At 46.2% G+C, this 18295-nt stretch carries 18 protein-coding genes; 4 read left to right on the top strand and 14 right to left on the bottom strand.

Translation table 11 applies throughout. From position 1 onward, the window contains the following. Positions 1-228: 228 nt before the first annotated feature. The 11 genes from IPP66_03800 to IPP66_03750 form a co-directional block, all read right to left on the bottom strand. Positions 229-441, bottom strand: coding sequence for a DUF2283 domain-containing protein (locus IPP66_03800; protein MBK9924394.1), 213 nt, complete (start codon positions 439-441; stop codon positions 229-231). After that, complete coding sequence (locus IPP66_03795; protein MBK9924393.1) at positions 429-752, bottom strand: DUF4258 domain-containing protein; 324 nt, start codon at positions 750-752, stop codon at positions 429-431. Before IPP66_03795 ends, IPP66_03800 begins: the two co-directional genes overlap by 13 nt. Positions 753-965: 213 nt before the next feature. Then, on the bottom strand, positions 966-1376 hold the full coding sequence (gene tnpA / locus IPP66_03790; GenBank protein MBK9924392.1) for an IS200/IS605 family transposase: 411 nt from the start codon (positions 1374-1376) through the stop codon (positions 966-968). Positions 1377-2544: 1168 nt separating this feature from the next. Then, the gene (locus tag IPP66_03785; GenBank protein ID MBK9924391.1) at positions 2545-3159 is read right to left on the bottom strand and encodes an NUDIX hydrolase; all 615 of its coding nucleotides are present in this window, start codon (positions 3157-3159) and stop codon (positions 2545-2547) included. Between the two features lie 29 nt (positions 3160-3188). Then, a complete protein-coding gene (locus IPP66_03780) occupies positions 3189-4670 on the bottom strand; it encodes a hypothetical protein (GenBank protein MBK9924390.1) in 1482 nt (493 codons plus the stop codon). Between the two features lie 216 nt (positions 4671-4886). Next, a complete protein-coding gene (locus IPP66_03775) occupies positions 4887-5576 on the bottom strand; it encodes an NUDIX hydrolase (protein ID MBK9924389.1) in 690 nt (229 codons plus the stop codon). 93 nt (positions 5577-5669) lie between these two features. Next, positions 5670-7376: an ATP-binding protein gene (locus tag IPP66_03770; GenBank protein MBK9924388.1), complete on the bottom strand. Its 1707-nt coding sequence runs from the start codon at positions 7374-7376 to the stop codon at positions 5670-5672. A gap of 45 nt (positions 7377-7421) precedes the next feature. Then, complete coding sequence (locus tag IPP66_03765; GenBank protein ID MBK9924387.1) at positions 7422-8819, bottom strand: hypothetical protein; 1398 nt, start codon at positions 8817-8819, stop codon at positions 7422-7424. A 64-nt stretch (positions 8820-8883) separates the two neighbouring features. Continuing rightward, positions 8884-9693, bottom strand: coding sequence for a metallophosphoesterase (locus IPP66_03760; protein ID MBK9924386.1), 810 nt, complete (start codon positions 9691-9693; stop codon positions 8884-8886). 1 nt (position 9694) lies between these two features. Further along, positions 9695-10288: a hypothetical protein gene (locus IPP66_03755; protein MBK9924385.1), complete on the bottom strand. Its 594-nt coding sequence runs from the start codon at positions 10286-10288 to the stop codon at positions 9695-9697. Positions 10289-10335: 47 nt separating this feature from the next. Further along, positions 10336-11520 carry a DNA double-strand break repair nuclease NurA gene (locus IPP66_03750; protein MBK9924384.1) on the bottom strand — a complete coding sequence of 395 codons (1185 nt, stop codon included), beginning with the start codon at positions 11518-11520 and terminating at the stop codon, positions 10336-10338. 134 nt (positions 11521-11654) lie between these two features. Here IPP66_03750 and IPP66_03745 point away from each other — a divergent pair, with 134 nt between their 5' ends. Further along, positions 11655-12383: an SIMPL domain-containing protein gene (locus tag IPP66_03745; GenBank protein ID MBK9924383.1), complete on the top strand. Its 729-nt coding sequence runs from the start codon at positions 11655-11657 to the stop codon at positions 12381-12383. 63 nt (positions 12384-12446) lie between these two features. Here the strand turns inward: IPP66_03745 and IPP66_03740 are convergent, their stop codons facing one another. Further along, positions 12447-13955, bottom strand: coding sequence for a phospholipid carrier-dependent glycosyltransferase (locus tag IPP66_03740; protein ID MBK9924382.1), 1509 nt, complete (start codon positions 13953-13955; stop codon positions 12447-12449). 32 nt (positions 13956-13987) lie between these two features. Between IPP66_03740 and IPP66_03735 the strand changes: the two genes are divergently transcribed. Genes IPP66_03735 through IPP66_03725 form a run of 3 tightly spaced genes read left to right on the top strand, consistent with a single transcriptional unit; the run spans position 13988 to position 16557 of the window. Further along, on the top strand, positions 13988-14872 hold the full coding sequence (locus IPP66_03735; GenBank protein ID MBK9924381.1) for an NAD-binding protein: 885 nt from the start codon (positions 13988-13990) through the stop codon (positions 14870-14872). A 55-nt stretch (positions 14873-14927) separates the two neighbouring features. Continuing rightward, the gene (locus tag IPP66_03730) at positions 14928-15815 is read left to right on the top strand and encodes a YitT family protein (GenBank protein ID MBK9924380.1); all 888 of its coding nucleotides are present in this window, start codon (positions 14928-14930) and stop codon (positions 15813-15815) included. Between the two features lie 4 nt (positions 15816-15819). Continuing rightward, a complete protein-coding gene (locus tag IPP66_03725; protein ID MBK9924379.1) occupies positions 15820-16557 on the top strand; it encodes a hypothetical protein in 738 nt (245 codons plus the stop codon). A gap of 38 nt (positions 16558-16595) precedes the next feature. On the opposite strand, the gene IPP66_03720 is transcribed toward IPP66_03725, so the two are convergent. Then, positions 16596-17261 carry a lysoplasmalogenase gene (locus IPP66_03720; GenBank protein ID MBK9924378.1) on the bottom strand — a complete coding sequence of 222 codons (666 nt, stop codon included), beginning with the start codon at positions 17259-17261 and terminating at the stop codon, positions 16596-16598. Between the two features lie 176 nt (positions 17262-17437). Further along, positions 17438-18295: a hypothetical protein gene (locus tag IPP66_03715; protein MBK9924377.1), complete on the bottom strand. Its 858-nt coding sequence runs from the start codon at positions 18293-18295 to the stop codon at positions 17438-17440.

Raw genomic sequence — 18295 nt, 5'->3', positions numbered from 1 at the left:
CCTTCCCGCAATGGACTCGGATCGTCATCACATCCCGCAGAGACATTTTGCCAGACACGTATCCCGTTTGCCCTGACGGGTCGCCCCTACATCCCTCGTCACAACCATGCAAGTCGCCCATCTCCTTTAAGATGTGTGCAGAGGGGACGGGGATGAGGTCCATTACAACAAAAAAAACACTGACCTTCTTCAGCTCAGTGTTTTCTCGTTACTCATTTACTGTTTTGCTTACACAGTGACCGTCTCAAAAGCGACCTTCATCGCATCCGTTGTTTGAGCCGTAAAGTTTAGCTTTTCAAAGCCAATAACTTTGCCATCTTTATCTTTCATCAAGATGATCTCTTCGCCTGTTTCTTCCGAGACATATTCATTGGCAGGATCGCCAAACCACACAGTAAGTGTATTTCCTTCTCTATCGTAATAAACTTTTACTTGTGCCATACCTGCGTTCCTTCCTTGATCGCGTCTGTAGGATAGGTCGTGATCAAAAATCCTGTATCATCTGTCTGTTTAGAGACTGCACAAATCCATCGTTTTTCATATTCTGCCTTGTAAAACAGATAAACATCTTCATCCGATTTACTGCGACGGACTTCGTCTGGATTCTCCAGTGTGTCTTTAACATCATCTTCACGCCCGATCATGATCGGGTGCTTGATGTTGACAATCAACTCCCAATAGGCTTTTGTCACGCGGATACGAAACCCAAGTGGGGTAACGGCTTCAAAGAGGATGTCTTTTTCGTCAGACATGATGTTATGGTCTTATTTTACCTTTTTTCCAACCCTAATTCATTGTCGTTTTATTCCCAACATACCCTCGTCACAACCATGCAAGACACCTCCCACCAAAAGGCACCCCTCTCCATTTGGAGATCGCGGAGCATACCCGAGCGAAGCGAGTGGTAGGGAACAGGGGTGAAGTCCAACAAAAACACTGACCTTCCTCAGCCCAGCGTTCTCTCGTTACTCAACAATCCCAAAATTCTCCATGCTCATGTTGAGCGTATTCTCTGCATGATGTTTCTTTTGGTTCTTCACATAATCCACCACTCGCGACAATGATCTTTCAGAGAAACTTAAAACTCCATATTCCGCCTGCCACGCAAATGCACTGTCCATATATCTCTCATTGACATGATGCGAACTCGACCCTTTCAATTGACCAATCAATGTTGCAACCGATAATTTTGGCGGAATGGAAATGACAACATGCAAATGATCGGACATGCCATTGATCGCATGAGGAATGCATTCCAATGCTGTAGCTTTTCCCCAAAGATACCCATGCAAATCCTCCTCCCACGCGGACTCGATCAACGGCAATCGATTCTTCGTTCCCCACACGACATGATAAAAGAGTCTCCAATATGGCATGTTGACCTCCTTTGGAATGTCGTGATTATATCGTTATAGGATTTGAAAATGAAATGGAAACCACCCTTGAAATTCTGTACGCACGGGCGTAAACGTCGCGTGCTCAAAGCGGAAGCCCCGCTGGGGCTAGGGCGCTTTAGCGTCCTTAAGCCATGAGCCCGATGGTTTACCGTTGGGCGGACATCAATAACAACACAAATTCGGCTTCCCCACCCTATCCGCACGGGAATAAATCCCCGTGCTCAAAGCGGAAGCCCTGCTGGGGCTAGGGCGCTTTAGCGTCCTTCAGCCATGAGCCCGATGGTTTACCGTCGGGCGGACATCAATAACAACACAAATTCGGCTTCCCCACCCTATCCGCACGGGCGTAAACGTCGCGTGCTCAAAGCGGAAGCTTCGCTGGGGCTAGGGCGCTTCAGCGTCCTTAAGCCATCAGCCCGCTGGGTTTACCCACGGGCGGACATCATCGACCACGCGAATTTTGTTGCCCAGCAATTCCATCCGCACGGGCGTAAACGCCGCGTGCTCAAAGCGGAAGCCCCGCTGGGGCTAGGGCGCTTCAGCGTCCTTCAGCCATGAGCCCGATGGTTTACCGTCGGGCAGACATCATTAACAACACAAATTCGGCTTCCCCATCCTATCCGCACGGGCGTAAACGCCGCGTGCTCAAAGCGGAAGCCCCACTGGGGCTAGGGCGCTTTAGCGTCCTTCAGCCATGAGCCCGATGGTTTACCGTCGGGCGGACATCAAACAACACAAATTCGGCTTCCCCACCCTATCCGCACGGGAATAAATCCCCGTGCTCAAAGCGGAAGCCCTGCTGGGGCTAGGGCGCTTTAGCGTCCTTAAGCTATCAGCCCGTTGGGTTTACCCACGGGCGTTCCCGTTGACTCAACGCCCTCCCGCAATTGGGACAGAACCCCGCACGGCTGACCCACTCCTCCGTTCATCACACGGACTCCCTGCGCTGGGACTCGAACACGACTTGGCAATTTCAGAAGATCAGTTCAACCTCATTCGTCACAACCATGGACAGCGCCTCCCGCCAAAAGGCACCCCTCTCCGCTCGGAGAGGGGACGGGGGTGAGGTCATTTACAATCAAAAAAACACTGACCTTTCTCAGCTCAGTGTTTTCTCGTTACGTACCTGTCAGTGAATCTTTACCCGCTAAAACCCTTCAAGCGCAAAATACCTCATAAGCGCACTAAGCGTAAATGTATCTTCAACTTTATCTTCCCGAATCATCTTGAGTATTTCTTCTTTGGAATAAAACTTGAAATCCGTTATGCCTTCTTCTTCTTGGACAACATGTGTTTCAGCTTCCTCTACATCAAGAAGAGCCAGCCCAACAGGGTTTTCGAAGAACGTTGTATTTGAATATAAGTTTCCTATTTTTTTACTGTTGATAACTTTACAGTTGCCGATCTCTTCGATCATTTCTCTTTTGGCAGTAGCAAGATTATCTTCATCATTAGGATCGGCAAAACCTCTCGGACAAGCCCAAAACCATTTCTCTGGAATGGGACGCCATTCCCACACCAGCCCGATTTCATTTTCCTGATTTCGAATCAAAACGACAGTATTGTTCTTTGACTCTCTGATTGAAAACGCATCATAAAGAAATTCCCCATCTGCCGATGTAACGATATATCGCAAGAGCTTTACATTAAGTTTGGAATTCTCTAAAATAACATTTGAGTTGTTTTCACCAAATCGCCAATTAAAAGAAATAGTGGCGCCATTTGTGATTTCCTTCTTTTTAATGGGAACATTAATACTCATGGTTTAAACGCCTATTGGTTATCTGAAAGTCAATTTTTATTATTTTCCGAAACATAAACTGGTTTTTTTAGCCAGTCTCTTATTTTACCTGCGAGTCTCTCCTTTTTTCTGTTCAAAGTGAAATTTGCAATTTTTTCCCTTACTGGCGGTGCCACCTTATCAATAATTCTACCAATAGCTTCATCAGTCACGGCGCTAGCTAGATTAGAGAGCGCTGACCCCAATTTATAGCCTATTGTAATTTTGGCACAAAAATCAATCCCATTACACACCAGCTCAAATGTTTGACGGTCTTTTTTGATAACCGCATCTGGTATGAGTTTGGTCAGCAAATCCAAATGCGATTCCTCTTCATCGCGAAGGAAATCAAAGGGCAAGTCATTTCTATTTCTCATTCTTCTTATACGCTTTATCTGCTCCTGAAACTGGTCATCATTTAGCAATTCAAGAGCAGTCTCGTTAAGAGAGAATTGTGCTGTGGCGTCATCAAAATCAATAATATATTTTTCCGCCAATCCGTCAGGATCATTTACAGAATCAAGGGTATCAAGATGGTTAATTCTGGCCTCCAGATCAAGATTAGAATCTGATGTGTCAGCTGATGCCAATCTCCCAACGCCTGTCGTAGATTCGCTAATAGTTTCTTCATAACGGCTATCGATATGAAACCTCAAAAGTTCCCTTGCTTCATTACTATATGAAAATATTTGGTGATATAAATTTGTTCTTTGGTTAAGCCATTTGTTTTTTTCTTGTTCATTATTTTGAAAATCGGTGTCTGCCTTGTTTTTAGTCTCTTTGAGTGCCCATGTGTATTCTTGCACAAGATTATCTCCAAGTTCATTGTTTAGGGTCGAGATGAAATCTTGATTCTTGTAGTCGGATTCTATTTTCTGCCACATGGATGTTTTCCCCCCTATTACCTTTCTGATAACTGCAGAATTTGTCCGACAATTATCTTCCAAGTAATTCAAAATGCTCTGTAATACTTCACGCTGATATTTGAAAATATCTTTCCACTTATTATCTAGCCTAATACCACGAAACATCCTCTTGAAATTTCCGTCTGCCCGAATGTTGTTTGAAATAATAGTTCTTTCTTTGTTGTCCAAATCGGGCCAGGCTGACATTGCAAATCCAGATAAATTGCCAAATTGATTAGCACAATCTTGCACAAAATTCTGCGGTGTCGGATCTGCTCCGAGTATACAAATAGAAAACAATGGTAATTTTGACTTGACAAAGTAGTATCCTAAATTAAGCCATGCAGGGGAATCTAAATACTGATTGCGCGGTAACTGAATTATCTCGCCCCATAGAATCTGTTTTATCGTAACAGCGTCAGCTGCTATTGAGTGAAGACGATGCGTTTTATTTTCTTCTGGCATCCACCAATTGTTGATGCTAGTGGCGGACGAGACGGCATGAGCAGTCCTAGCGCTGTCCAGGAGACCTAGAAACCTAATATTTTGATCCTTCTCTCCTAGAAAAATATGGTTGTCTGGTAACATGTTTTCTCCTTTCAAAGATATGTTCTCAATTGGCGACTTTTACTCTTTTTGCCATAAGAGACGCCATAGTCGTAAACCAATCTGTAATTTTCCCACCGACTATCCAATTATCTAATCCATGCAAGCTTATAAGTTCAATCTTTTGAAATGCATCATCTATTGGTATTCGGGGTTTCAAGTTCTACATATTGAAACCCAAGATAGCCATTTCTTAGTCTATTTAAAAATACCCTTACTTTTACACATCAGATAAGAAATAGTTGCAAACCAATTCGTTATTTTTCCGCTAAACAACCATTGTTCAAATTCAGGCAGGGAAAGGAGTTCGCATTTTGAAATTGCTTCTCCAATTTCAGGTTTCAACTCTCCATTCAACATTTCAGCATAATAAAAGGCTGTCGCACCATCAGCTCCCTCCATGCGACCAATTTCAATCAAACTTTTAGCGATAAGCCCAGTCTCTTCTTCAAGTTCCTTTCGAGCACAATCTTCAGCAGAAAGCCCGGGTTCTCCAAAACCATGCGGAATTTCCCAAATCCAATCCCTGTTGTCGTGACTGAAGCGTTTCAGTAGAACTACTTTACCATCCAACGTTGGAAACATAACTACATTTGTCCCGCCTTCAAGGCTTTTCCTATTCAATATCCGTAAGTAACCGCCAATTTTTCCGTCAGGGAACTTCACCAAATCTCGTAATACCCAGAACCAGGGGTCTTCTGATAAGACCCCTATATCGATCCATTCTGGTTTTTTTCCTGATTTTTTGTATTCCAGCTTCTTCTTCGCTTGAAGACTTTTAATTTTATTTGGGTTGGTAATAATTTGAATAACCCCTTCCTCCTTGGGGTTTTCAAACAAATGCGGATGATCTTTCATTAACTTGAAATATTTTCTCAGTGAAGCCATGATTTTCCCTTAAAACCATTGTACAAAAAAAAAGATCAAAATGCTATACGTGTAGATAAATAAAAAGGGCAGAATTTAGTTCTGCCCTCATTCCTAAAACCCCAACTCCTTCAAATTCTGCTCCTTACTCTTCTTCTCTTTCCCACCCAGCAACTCCTTCCAAAACTCCTCGTCATACCTGCGTGAGCGCACAGGCAACGGCATCGGGACTCCCCAGCCGAGCAACAGAACCTCCTCCTTCGGTTGGAGTCGTGCCAGCATGCCGCGCAAAGCCTCCCGTCCCGAAAGACCCGAGAGCACCGCTTGAATATCCAGGTCATCGCCAAGCCAGCCTGAGATGCGCGTCCCCAACTGGCTCATCACCTCGTCATAGATTTGCGACGGGCGCTGGTCCACGATCAACAGCGTCACATAATACTTGCGCAGTTCGCGCGCGATGGTCGCAAAGGTCGTCTGCGCCGCCATCTCGCGGTTCAACAACTTGTGCGCCTCCTCCACCACGATCACCAGCGGACGCGGCTCTTCCTTGCCGTGCGTTCTGAACGCATTTGTTTTATGTTCCCAAGCCGCACGAATTTTTCGCGTCAACAAATTTGAAACCAGCAAATAATCCAGGTCGCTTTCGTGTTCGCCGAACGATAGCACCACATGCTGACCGTTCTCCAGCGACTGGATGATCTCCTTCACGCTGTCTGCCGCGGGCTTCTCGACGATATACGGCTTGCCGAACAGCCGTCGCAGTTTATCGTGCAACGCCTCGGCCGCCGCCACATTCACACCGTTCGCATTCGCCCACGCTGCCACACTATCAGGATGCGGCACACGCTTCATCTTCCCCTTTTCGTCTTCCACCTCGATCTCTTCACGGTTCATCACCTTGAACTTCGCAAACCATTCCTCTCGAAACGATCCATATAACGCATTCAACGTCGTCGGTGTGGTCTCTTTCAGATTCAATTCGCGCGTCAACGTTTCAATGTCACTTGTGGAAATGTCTCCTGTTGAGATTTCCAAATTAAAATCAGGGACCTGCCCTCTGATGGTGGATCCTGCTCCCAAGCCAACGATTCGTACCTTCGACTTGAACTTGGTCTTCAGTCCCGTCACGGCTTTTTTTGTATCTGACGCCACATCGTCAAAGCCATACTCATTGTGCATATCCAGCACGAACACGGACGCCTTGTTGTAATGCATCAACCCCGCCAGCACCAACCGCGTCAAAAATGACTTACCCGTACCCGTCGCCCCAAACACCCCCGACGACCTCTGCACGAACTTCTCCATGTCAATGCACACAGGATGATTCTGCTCGCGTGTATATCCAATGATGAAGTTACCTTTCTCATCAGGGCTTCCAAATATCTCCGCGATATCGCCTTCATTTGCGAGAAACACCTGCGCATGATGCGGCGGCACATTCTTGACGGGCAAAATGCGCGGCTCATCTTTCAAGCCCGCATCTATTTTTCCCTGCCAATCTTTATATGCAGGTGTCCCCAATGCAGGACCCACCTCCAACATCAAATTCGGCAACACCTCTAAATTGGCATACAGAGTCTGTCCATGCAACGCCTGAGCAATATGCGCAGGGAAACGTCCATCCATCTGCTCCGACGCAAACCGTTCATCCGTCGCACCAAGGACGATATCCGTCACGATGCCATAATAATTCCACTCGCCCGATTGAATCACCACAAACGCCCCCTCCTGAATCTCCTGCGGCGAGACAACAAGCCTCACCCGAAAATTTTCCTTCAATCCGCCACCAACTAAATAACCAATTTTTGTACGTTGTTCCATAAGTCACCTTTTTATTTTACGTGTCATTCTAAAAACAAACTTACGTTATTGAAACGGTGGACCAATCACCTGAATATCATAATATTGTGAGTAACATTCCGTTTGCCAATATTTCGGGTTGTCTGTTGGGCTTCCCAAATTTGTCCAGTTATTCATATTGGGGACGTTTACTGAATCCATGTGACGAGCTCTAGCATCAAGTATGAGTGCATCAGTTTTGTCCCATCTTTCAGCAAACTCAATGAAGATACCCCGTTCATTAAACAACTTCCATGAGAAAAGGAATGATGATGTGACTAGCGTTGCAGAGATTGCGATTAGTAGAAATTTTGATTCCAGCCAGGGTATTTCACGTTTTGCAGACAGCCAGGCGCCCAGCAGAAAACTTGCACAAAGCAGGGAAGTTATAAGGAAGAATGTGGGAATCGTCATGGTCCGGGGCGGCGGGGAGTCAAAATAACCGTACACGCCCGGAGGAAAACATGCCAGTGAAACCGTAAACCCACCGAGAATATAGGCAGGAATAATATGGATTTTGGCAGGTGCCAATTCCTTATGTTGATTTCCGTACCAAAGAAATGCCAGGACGCCTCCAATCAACCCCAAAACTTTTTCTGGCTTCACGAAAAATATACCCAGATATTCCACATAGCTTTGCAGGGAAATTATCGTTAACTCCATTAGGTTGGGGTTTGGGTTATTTCCCTGTCGTATTGCATTGCCGGGCGCCATGACGATCACGATTAACGATAAGAGTGCTCCCGCCAGGCTGGCAGATAAGATAATAAGGTCCGTTTTTGGACGACTGGGTATTTTCAGTATGTGAAGAAAGATGATAAATAAAAGAAAGACCAATTGTGCAATTGCAAATGTCTCGCTCAGACCACCGCTTATAAAGAGAAGAATAAAACCCAGAATGGAACTGATAGCTACATGTGCTTTGATATCCACCACGATGATTTGAAATAATAACGTATAGAATATTATGACAACTAGTGGAAGGGTATAGGAGCGCATTCCATTAAACCAGAAAAATCCCTGTCGAATATCTGGTGCAAGGAGAAAAATAAGATACACAAAAATGCTGGCAAATGCCCATACGATAGCAAAACTTTGCTTGTTGTTTTTTTTCAAATGCAAATACAGTATGGATGCGCAAAGGATCACACAGATCAAAACAGTGCCCGGTATGATGTAATGCATGTTGTATGGGCCAAGAGTACGATCGAGGATCAACCAATCCACAGCAAAGGCTGTATATCGTCCACTCCAACTGATGTACCAATACCACATCGAACGAAAAAGCCCGAAGCGATTGGCGTAGTAGATGGAACACAGATCGTCAGCAAGCATGCGAGTGAAATTGCCTATATAGGCAAGAACCACAAGCCCAATATTTGTAGATGCGAGTAAAAGAAATGTAAACAGCCGTTTGTTTTGCATGTAATGTTTATGCCCTAGATAACTTGAGGGTTTTCATTTTCAATGGATATTGAATAGATAGTTTCTATAACGAAACCTTATACACTCTCGAAGTCAAAATCCCATCTTGAATGTGAATATACCGATAATGTGGATCTTCCAGAACCACTAGCGGTTCATCTGTTTTTGCGAACTGAAACGCCGTGGATCGTAATCCCAGAATTGGAATGCCGCGATATTCATCCTCGTATGTAATGTGCGCATGTCCGCACAAGATCGCCAATACTTTCTCTTTTACGTCGGGGCTGACAACAACATTCCAGAACTCACGGATGTCATCCGCTATGAAGCTGTCCAGCCAGCGACTGCCGATCTTCTTCACGTGTTGGTGACATACGATCACTGACGGTAATTCCGATTGCAGTGCCTGTGCCAGAAACTCACGTGTCTCAGGGAATAGATAGGCTTTGGTATCAGGGCCCCAATCCATGAATATGAATTGCGTGCCTTTATGTTCAAAGGTGAAGTTATATAGCTTTGGTGCTGTCGATTCGGGAAATAGATACTTTGTCACGAGTTCGCGGTCATCATGATTCCCCGGTAGAAAATAGAACGGGAAATCTTTCAAGCCCTCAATATTGATTTCCTGTGGCCCCGGCAATGCCGCAGACGAATTGATGCCAAGCAACTTCATCGCGCCTTGATAGTTTGCGTCTGTTTCTGGCTCGACGAGATCGCCCGTTGAAACGATGAAATCGATTTTGTCAGCGACATGTTCCGAGATATGTCGCATTACCGTGCGAAATGTATAGCCGGGACAAAGTGCGCCTCGTAGTGCTTCTTCTGAATGGAGCAGGTGGTGATCCGTGATCTGGACGAACGAAAAGCCTGTCATCTTAAACGCTCACGTCACTCAACGCGCCCAACACAGACATCAATGTGGGGTAATCGTCTCGCAATAAAGTGATGACCTCGTGCGTCGCTCGTTCCTGCCATCCCTTATCCTTGTGCGCGGACTGTGCCTGCAAAATATGTGCCGCGACCACTTCGCCCACAGGTACATCCTTTGAATTGATGATATGCCTGAAATACCCGAACTTTTGCGTGAACCGTGCTATATCTTCTGCTTCACACTTATAGATCACATCCAAGCTCAATGGCGGACGTGGCGGCAACAAATGGAATATCTTCCCATCCTGCTCGTATCCCACTGCCAACACAGACATCTCCACAGGCACGATTCGCCGTTCACGGTTATCGCGCATCACTTCCTCACTGACGTTGTCCGCCGTCACAAGTTGACGCACCAGCCCATCATCGTCAATGTGAATATCATGGATCAGCCCGAAGATCTGATACCCATCTCCCAGCGGCGCGCGGACGAGCGCTCCAAACGATGGGGCATTTAACTGATTCACGCGGCATCCCGCGATGAAGCCTGTTGTCCCTGCGCGGAGTAACCGTCCGATTTCAATTGGTTGTTGTGTCATGTTCATTCCTCCGTAGGGGCGGGTCTCAGACCCGCCCCTACGATAAATTATCTTTTCGTTCTTCCCTGCAAATCCTTCGCGGACTGTTTGTACGAACCGTCGTCCACGTCTTCGTTGTTCTTGCGTAACTCCAGAGTCAGCAACTGCTCGATCTGTTGTTTCTCTTCATTCTTTACTACTGCGGTCTCATGCGCACGATGCAATAGATATGGGTATGGTCTACTTCCCATCATGCGGCATTGCTCAACAAGCACACCATGTAATAAGTCCAGTTTCTGCTTATCATCCACCACCCACTTGGGGATTTCAACACGCACAGGCCAGGGATGTCCCTCTGTGCCGACGTTGAGATAGAAGAAGTGTAAAGATAAGGTGCCTTTATAGCTTTTCTCTGAACTTGATTGAATTTGGAATATGGCCGAGCGATGCCCCGGTGGCAAAAGCGGATTTGTATGTTCGCCGTACAACCAACGGTCACTCACCCCGCGCAACGGATGGAATTCACGTAGCTTTTGAATTTGTTCATTGTCTGCCATCATGATTTCAATCAAACGTACAACCAGATCAGCGGACGGCTTATCTACATATCCAGCTGTGATGACCCCACGGGATTGCAAGCGTGAGAGCACGCCCTTATATTTTTCAACGTAATCAAAATAGGATTGTGCGTCTTCGCCTTTTGCACCCCACAATTCAACAGGGCCATCTGTAAATGTAACAACGGGTCCCTCGATGCCTTTGGATAATTCATCCAGTTTGGTGCGTTCGGCGACATCACGTTTGAGGGCCACCATGCCATCTGAAAGCGGAATGCCATTGGGGAGAAGATCTTCGCCGTAGAGCAACTCGCTTTCAGTATCGATCTTGGGCGCTTCGCCAGAATTGAGACGCATCGTGATCGCACCGACATTGACCAACGAAAACTGGATCGCGGCATGACGGTCTGGGTTGATCTGCGAACCGTCAGCGGCGATTAAGGTGGCTTGGATAGCTGAATCAGGCGGGGGGTAGGATGAGGCGAGTGGTTCATCAAGCGGTAACGCGCATCGGATGTTTGGGTCAATCGCTTTGGCCGAGTCCACTTTGGAGCGAAGCGCATCCAATTCAGACGCGTATACATTCAGCAATTCGCGCGCTTTGGAACGTCTTTCGTCCAGTGTTTTCTTGCGTTCGCGTGCGCCTTTGCCGATCTCTTGTATCTTTGCGTAGATTTGCTGGTAGTCTATTGGCATGTCACTAGAACAAATGTGCAAGAATTGTACAGGCAAATGGACTAAAATTCAAGTACTGTAACCTTGTATCGCAGGAACTTTTTGGAACTGGGGGCGTCTAATGTGCAAGATATACAACAAAGGAGAAAATCACGATGAAAAACAAATTTTTACTTGTAACTGCATTGGCTTTGTTTGCGCTGGTCATTAGCGCGTGCGGGCCGACTACCGTCAATCAGGCGGCACAACCGCCCCTGCGCACGATCAATGTGACAGGCAATGGGTCTGTAGACCTCGTGCCAGACATTGCCTACATCTATGTGGGTGTTCACACCGAAAAGCCGAGTGCGGCTGAGGCTGTGGCTGAAAATAATACCCAGACTCAAAAGATGATCCAGGCGCTCAAAGATTTCGGCATCGATGCAAAGGATATTCGCACCACCAACTTCAGCATCTATCCTCAAGATAAGTACGATCCGCAGACTGGCACCCCTACCGGCGAAAAGACCTATATGGTGGATAACACCGTTTATGTGACCGTGCGTGACCTCGGCAAACTCGGCGACCTGCTCGATACGGTTGTGGCCGCTGGCGCGAATACCGTCAACAGCATTCAGTTCGACGTGGCCGATAAGAGCGATGCTCTCAAGAAAGCTCGTGCCGATGCTGTGAAGGATGCCTCCACACAGGCACAGGAATTGGCCGATGCCGCCAACGTCAAACTTGGCGAAGTGCAATCCGTCGGTTTCTACGATAGCCAGCCTTACCCCGTCTATGCTGGTAAAGGTGGCGGTGGTGGAGCAGTGATGGACGCGGCTGTGCCGATCCAACCTGGGCAGTTGACCTTCAATGTGACCGTCAGCATGACGTACGAGATCAAATAACCCGCCGCTCGAATCGTTCTTAACTGGAGCCTGCTCCTCGAAAGAGAAGCAGGCTCTTTGCTTTTAGCTTTTCTGTCTTATTGACTGTTCAGTTAATGTTTTTCCCCATTCCCAAGCCTGCCCAACTCCTGCCCCCGCGATAAGGGAGTATGGGATTTGCAGGATCAAGAAGTATCGTTGAAATGCAAGTGGAACTGTAATACATAAAATGATCGTAGGGATAAGAAGCAATGAGAAGAATAGCAAGCTCCTAATGCCGAAATGTTTTAATAATGTCCATATACCTGTAAAGAACAGTATCGCAGTGATTGTGTCCAAAGCCAGCGAATTTATGCGTCCATGTACGAGTGATGCCTCATACGTCGCGATCTGTTCATTGATCGGGCCAATATCAAAGCGAGGGGATTCCATATACATCACACTTGATCTGAAAAGCGACTTTAAGGTGAACAAGGCTCGTTTTTTGGGTGTATCTAAATAAAACAAATCGTACTTTATCCTATACCCTACCTGTCCGTTCAAAGTTCTTTGTCGTTCGTGTACTAGTGCGCCAAGCGGTTGGTATGCTCCCATCCATATAGTAATGGCTAGTAAGACAGTAATACCTATTAATGCTATCCTCTTATTTTGCATGGATGGGATATGAAAAAGAAGGAGGGCAATACCAATCAATACTGGTACGTTCAAGAACCAATGCCATAAGACCGGCATCAAAGCATAAAAGACAGCAAATGCAACGAGGGTAGACGCAAAAATGTAAAGGATATTTAAAAGGATCACATACTGCGTTTCTCTTTTCCAGAGCGGTATAAGAACAAGGACAATATAGATTGCCACCAATACTGGTGCAGCATCTTGCTTGGCGGCGAGGGTCAGGCCGCTGGCAACACCCAGCCATACATACACACGTCTGTGTTGACTTATTTCTGTCAACATAACTGATGCAACATACAGCACAATGGACAGGAAAAGAAACTTGACGCCCTCTTGCATGGCTCGGCGGACGTTCACTAAAAAATCTCCGTGTGTGGCGAGCAATAGGACAGCCATCCATGCTGAGAGTTGTGAAGATAATAGCCGTCTGGCAGAAAGGAAAATGAATACAAGGCTTAAGGCACCTGCGAATGCCGAAACAAAACGCGCCAAAAGCAAAAGGGTTGTGTTTGGCAGGTTGCCATTCCTGATATTCTCGCTCCACATACGGTCGCCTTCGTCGGGCGGATAGACCCAATCCCACCTGTTAACTACTGCATCATTATTCATGTTTACAATATCACATAGTAACCCCACCGAAAATGGGAAGATCGATCCCGTTGTCATGCGGGTGTTCTGACCATCTTTGGCATCACCATCGGGTTCGAACATGATATCCTTCACTAGTCCCCGTCGTATGACAGTGTCATAGTCGCGGCTTAACCAGATGAAAGTCGCTTCATCCCCGTGAAATGGAACAATCGATACACCTGATAGAATAAACAAAGCCAACAGGAAAAATAAGAAAAAATTCAACCATTCGGCTTTCATTTGTTGTTTAATATGGATTTTTTCAAGTGCTTCCTGTATCATCGACATTGGTTGATTTTACTATTCTCAAGGAGTCTTTCATGCTTAAAGTTGGATATATTGGACTTGGGTTGATGGGCAAGTCCATTGCTCGTAACATGCTCAAAGCGGGGTTTACCGTTGTAGTTCATAATCGTTCCCAAGCCGCCGTGGATGAACTCATCGCGGAGGGTGCCATCCGCGCGAACTCGCCGAAAGAGGTTGCGTCACAAGTGGACGTGGTTTTCACCAATTTGCCTGATTCGCCTGATGTGGAAAAAGTTGTGCTGGGCGAAAATGGGATCATCGAAGGCGCACATGATGGACTGATCCTAGTAGATAACTCGACGATCAAACCAGCCTCGGCTCGCATGATCGCAGAAAAGCTGTCAGCGAAGAACATATTTGCTTTGGATGCACCAGTTTCCGGTGGCGACATTGGCGCGAAGAATGGGACGCTGACCATTATGGTCGGTGGTGATGCATCCGCGTTGGAGAAGGTCATGCCGGTGTTTCAATCCATGGGCAAAACAGTGACGCATGTAGGCGAGGCGGGAGCAGGCCAGGTAGCCAAAGCCGCGAACCAGATCATGGTTGCCGCACAGATGGTGGCGATGGGTGAACTTCTTGTATTTGCAAAGAAGGCAGGAGTTGATCCAAAGAAAGTTGTTGATGCCATCAAAGGTGGTGCGGCTCAATGTTGGACACTCGATGTCAAGCCGCCGCGTTTGTTCGATGGGAATCGTAACCCTGGCTTCAAGGCGCATATGCAATTAAAGGACTTGAAGATCGTGTTGGATACGGCAAAGGAATATGGTGTTCCTGTCTCTGGCACAGTGACAAATACCGAACTCTTCCAACAGATGATCGACTCTGGCATGGGCGAATTGGACAACTCTGCGGTGGTGGGAGTGGTTGAAAAATTGGCGGGGGTGGAAATCGTTTAAAGGTTTGCAGGTTTAAACGTTTGAACGTTCCAACCTGTAAACGTGATAACACATTATGAAAAAATATCTCCCCACCATTCGTGACTATGCTCTCATTATCATCGCGGCCATATTGCAGGCGCTTTCGTTGCGTTTGTTCTTTATCCCTGCACAACTGGCATCGGGAGGTGTGAGCGGTATCGCGCAATTGATCAATTATTATACAAACTGGCCTGTTGGTTTGATGATATTGATCGGGAATGTTCCGCTTTTTCTCATCGGCTGGCGGTTCCTGGGCGGATTCCGTTTTGCCATACGGACAGCGATTGCCATCCTTGTGTATTCTCTTTTTACGGATTTGCTTCTCAAGACACCGCTTTTCACTCCCCACGGTGCAGGTACTGCGCTCATCAATGACCTGCAAGGTGACATCTTCCTCAACTCGTTATACGGAGCCATCGTCAGCGGCATTGGTTATGGACTGATCTATCGCGCGCGCGGTTCCAGCGGCGGTTCGGACATCCTTGCCCGCATTCTCAATGATTGGCGCGGCATTCCGATGACTCAGAGTTATCTCATCGTGGATACAGCGGTCATCCTCGGTGCGGGATTTGTCTTCGGTTGGAAGGAAGCGCTCTACGCGATGATCGCCTTGTATGTCAGCGGCATCGTGGCAGAGACGGTTCTTGAAGGCGGTGGGACGGTCCGCACAGCGATGGTGGTGACGAACAAACCGGACGAAATTGCCAAGCGTGTGCTCGATGAACTGTTACGTGGTGTCACCTTTCTGGAAGGGACCGGTGCTTTCACGGGGGCCAACCGCCCAGTCCTTTATATTGTCATCTCGCGTGCGGAAGTCGTAACGTTGAAATCCATCGTCCATGAAGTGGACCCGCGTGCCTTTATGGTCATTGGGTATGCACATGAAGCATTGGGTGAAGGGTTCAGGCCGCTGAAGTCGTAATTCCATGGAATATAAATACGCAAAAGAACAAACAGATTATTCTGACTATGCCAGTGGCAGGGTGTTTTATAGCGTTCCGGGTCACCCTGCTTTCCCTGTTCGATTGGCGAGTGAGATCTTCCAGCGGTGTGTGGCGCATCGTCAAGCCATCTATCAAATTGCATCCCCTTGTATGTTGTATGATCCATGTTGTGGTGCGGCCTATCACCTCAGTGTGTTGGCCTACATCCATGGACAGTTGATCCGAGAGATTGTCGCTTCTGACGTGGACGAAAAGGTTGTTGAACTGGCTGAAAAGAATCTCAGTTTGTTGAGCACGATGGGACTAGAAAATCGGATCGTTGAGATCAAATCCATGCTTGAACAATATGGCAAGGACTCTCACCAGGATGCTTTGAAAAGCGCAACTGTTTTGAAAACGAAACTTCCCGGAGATTTGCTTACGACAAAAACATTTCAGGCAAATGTTCTGGATAGAGCCGATCTGTTGCAGAAGGTATCCCCACATTCCGTAGACATTGTTTTTACCGACGTTCCCTACGGACAACATTCCAGTTGGCACGACTCTAGTGAACGGGACCCATTGTGGTCAATGCTTGATTCTCTGCTTGCAGTATTGTCCCCATCGAGTATTGTTGCTGTAGTGTCTGACAAAGGACAAAAAGCAATGCATGAAGGTTATGAACGAATTGAACGATTCCAAGTGGGAAAACGAAGGATAACGATCTTGAAGCCTGTTTGAAACGGACTTTGGGCAGTCACAAATTATCTCATTTATTTTTACCCAAACTGACTGATCACTCCCGCGATCAAACCGATCTGCCCAAGGTGATACGCGGCGATGTTGATGATCCGTCCGTTCTTGATGGGGGAAACGAACTTGTTCCATGCAAGGATCACATCTGAAAGATAGAACAGAAACGCACCCACTCCAACGAGAAGGGAAGAGTTTGCTGTCCATTCGGGGTTTGAGATTGTTGTCATTGCTGCATACAACATCACGGTGATGACTGTTGAATACACAATGACAGGATAAGCCATCCGTGCCTGTCCCCCTTCGCGAATTGCCGAGACAATTCTTTGCATTATACGTATCGCACTAACGGAAAGTAACGCAATCAAAATGACCGACCATGCCGTGACTTTCATTAGTTCATTTTGGAATCCGATCAAATAGGAAACATGTGCCAGCAAAAATGCGATCAATCCGAATATGAACATGCGGTCAAGTGAAAGCATCAGCAGTACATCCCCTGCCAGAGAAAATATGAGTCCCAACCCGAACCAGAACGTGGTCCCTTGTAAACCGGTGCTCAAGTACAACCACACAAACAGGCAGACCATAACTGCTGGTTTGGCAATATATTCCAACTTCGGTAATTTTTTCCATAAAGCCAGCGATTCAAGCCCCGCAAAAACCAAAGCAAGGACGATCAGAATATTCAATTGTGCCTCCCGAAATATATATCATTGCGAGCGTTCTCATCGTTCCCCAGCCCTTCAACACGTTCGTGCGTTCATGGCATTGGTATGCACACGAAGCGCCGAGTGAAGGATTCAGGGCGTTAAATCTTAAATGTGCCGCACACTGTATTAGACGCAAGGCCCTAACCTTACTCTTGTTATCGAACAACAGAACAGCCATCCACAAAACAGGCTGGAGATTCTCCGTAAGAGAGAATCAGTATCCGATCATCTCCTGAAACAGGAGACATAAAATAAAATTTGATTTCTTTAGATGATTCGTTCGCCTGCAAATTTCCCTGGCCATTCATTCCTGTTGTATATTCTATTGGAAGTGCATTGCATGATGTGTTGTCCAACTCGCACTGATAAAACATATACGTCCTAGTTTCACAAATCCAGTCTTCACTGCTGTTACAAGTTACTGAATAGTAGTATAGGTGATTTTCTAATTTCGCATACCCTTCATAACTTTGATGGGATTTCTCAAGAGTCTTATAAAGCTTTTCAAAACCTTCCGACACGTCTACAAGGCTAACTTCATTCGTTTTCTTATCGTGGATAAATTTTACTTGTGGCACATGGTATCCAAAGAAATTCGATTCGTAGTGAAAGATACCTTCCCATTTCGTAAATTGATAATACGAACAACACTCAAGAAAAGGTGGGTTTGAAGTTACGTAATATGTATCGTTCCCGAATCTTGCACTAGCTATAGGCTGTGGAATACAAAAAAACACAAACAGTGAGTTCGCCGTCAAGAATAATATTGCCATTATAAAGAATGCCACCCTTATGAAAAGATAATTCTGCAAAAACCTTAATAGGCCAATGATGAAGCCATATATTGATAGTAATATAAGACCAAAAATCAATGGGGCATTAGCTTGTTCGCCTGGATCAAATACAATGGGGTTTAGCCTAAACCACCAAATATACAAAAGAAGAAAGACTGTAAATGTAAGATAGAAGAAATTAGAGCGTACCCATTTAAAGATATGGATAATTTTGTCCAT

This window comes from Candidatus Defluviilinea proxima, from assembly GCA_016721115.1.
Taxonomy (GTDB): domain Bacteria; phylum Chloroflexota; class Anaerolineae; order Anaerolineales; family Villigracilaceae; genus Defluviilinea; species Defluviilinea proxima.
Note: the sequence above shows the minus strand (reverse complement) of the source record. Positions and strands in the feature narration are given on the sequence as shown.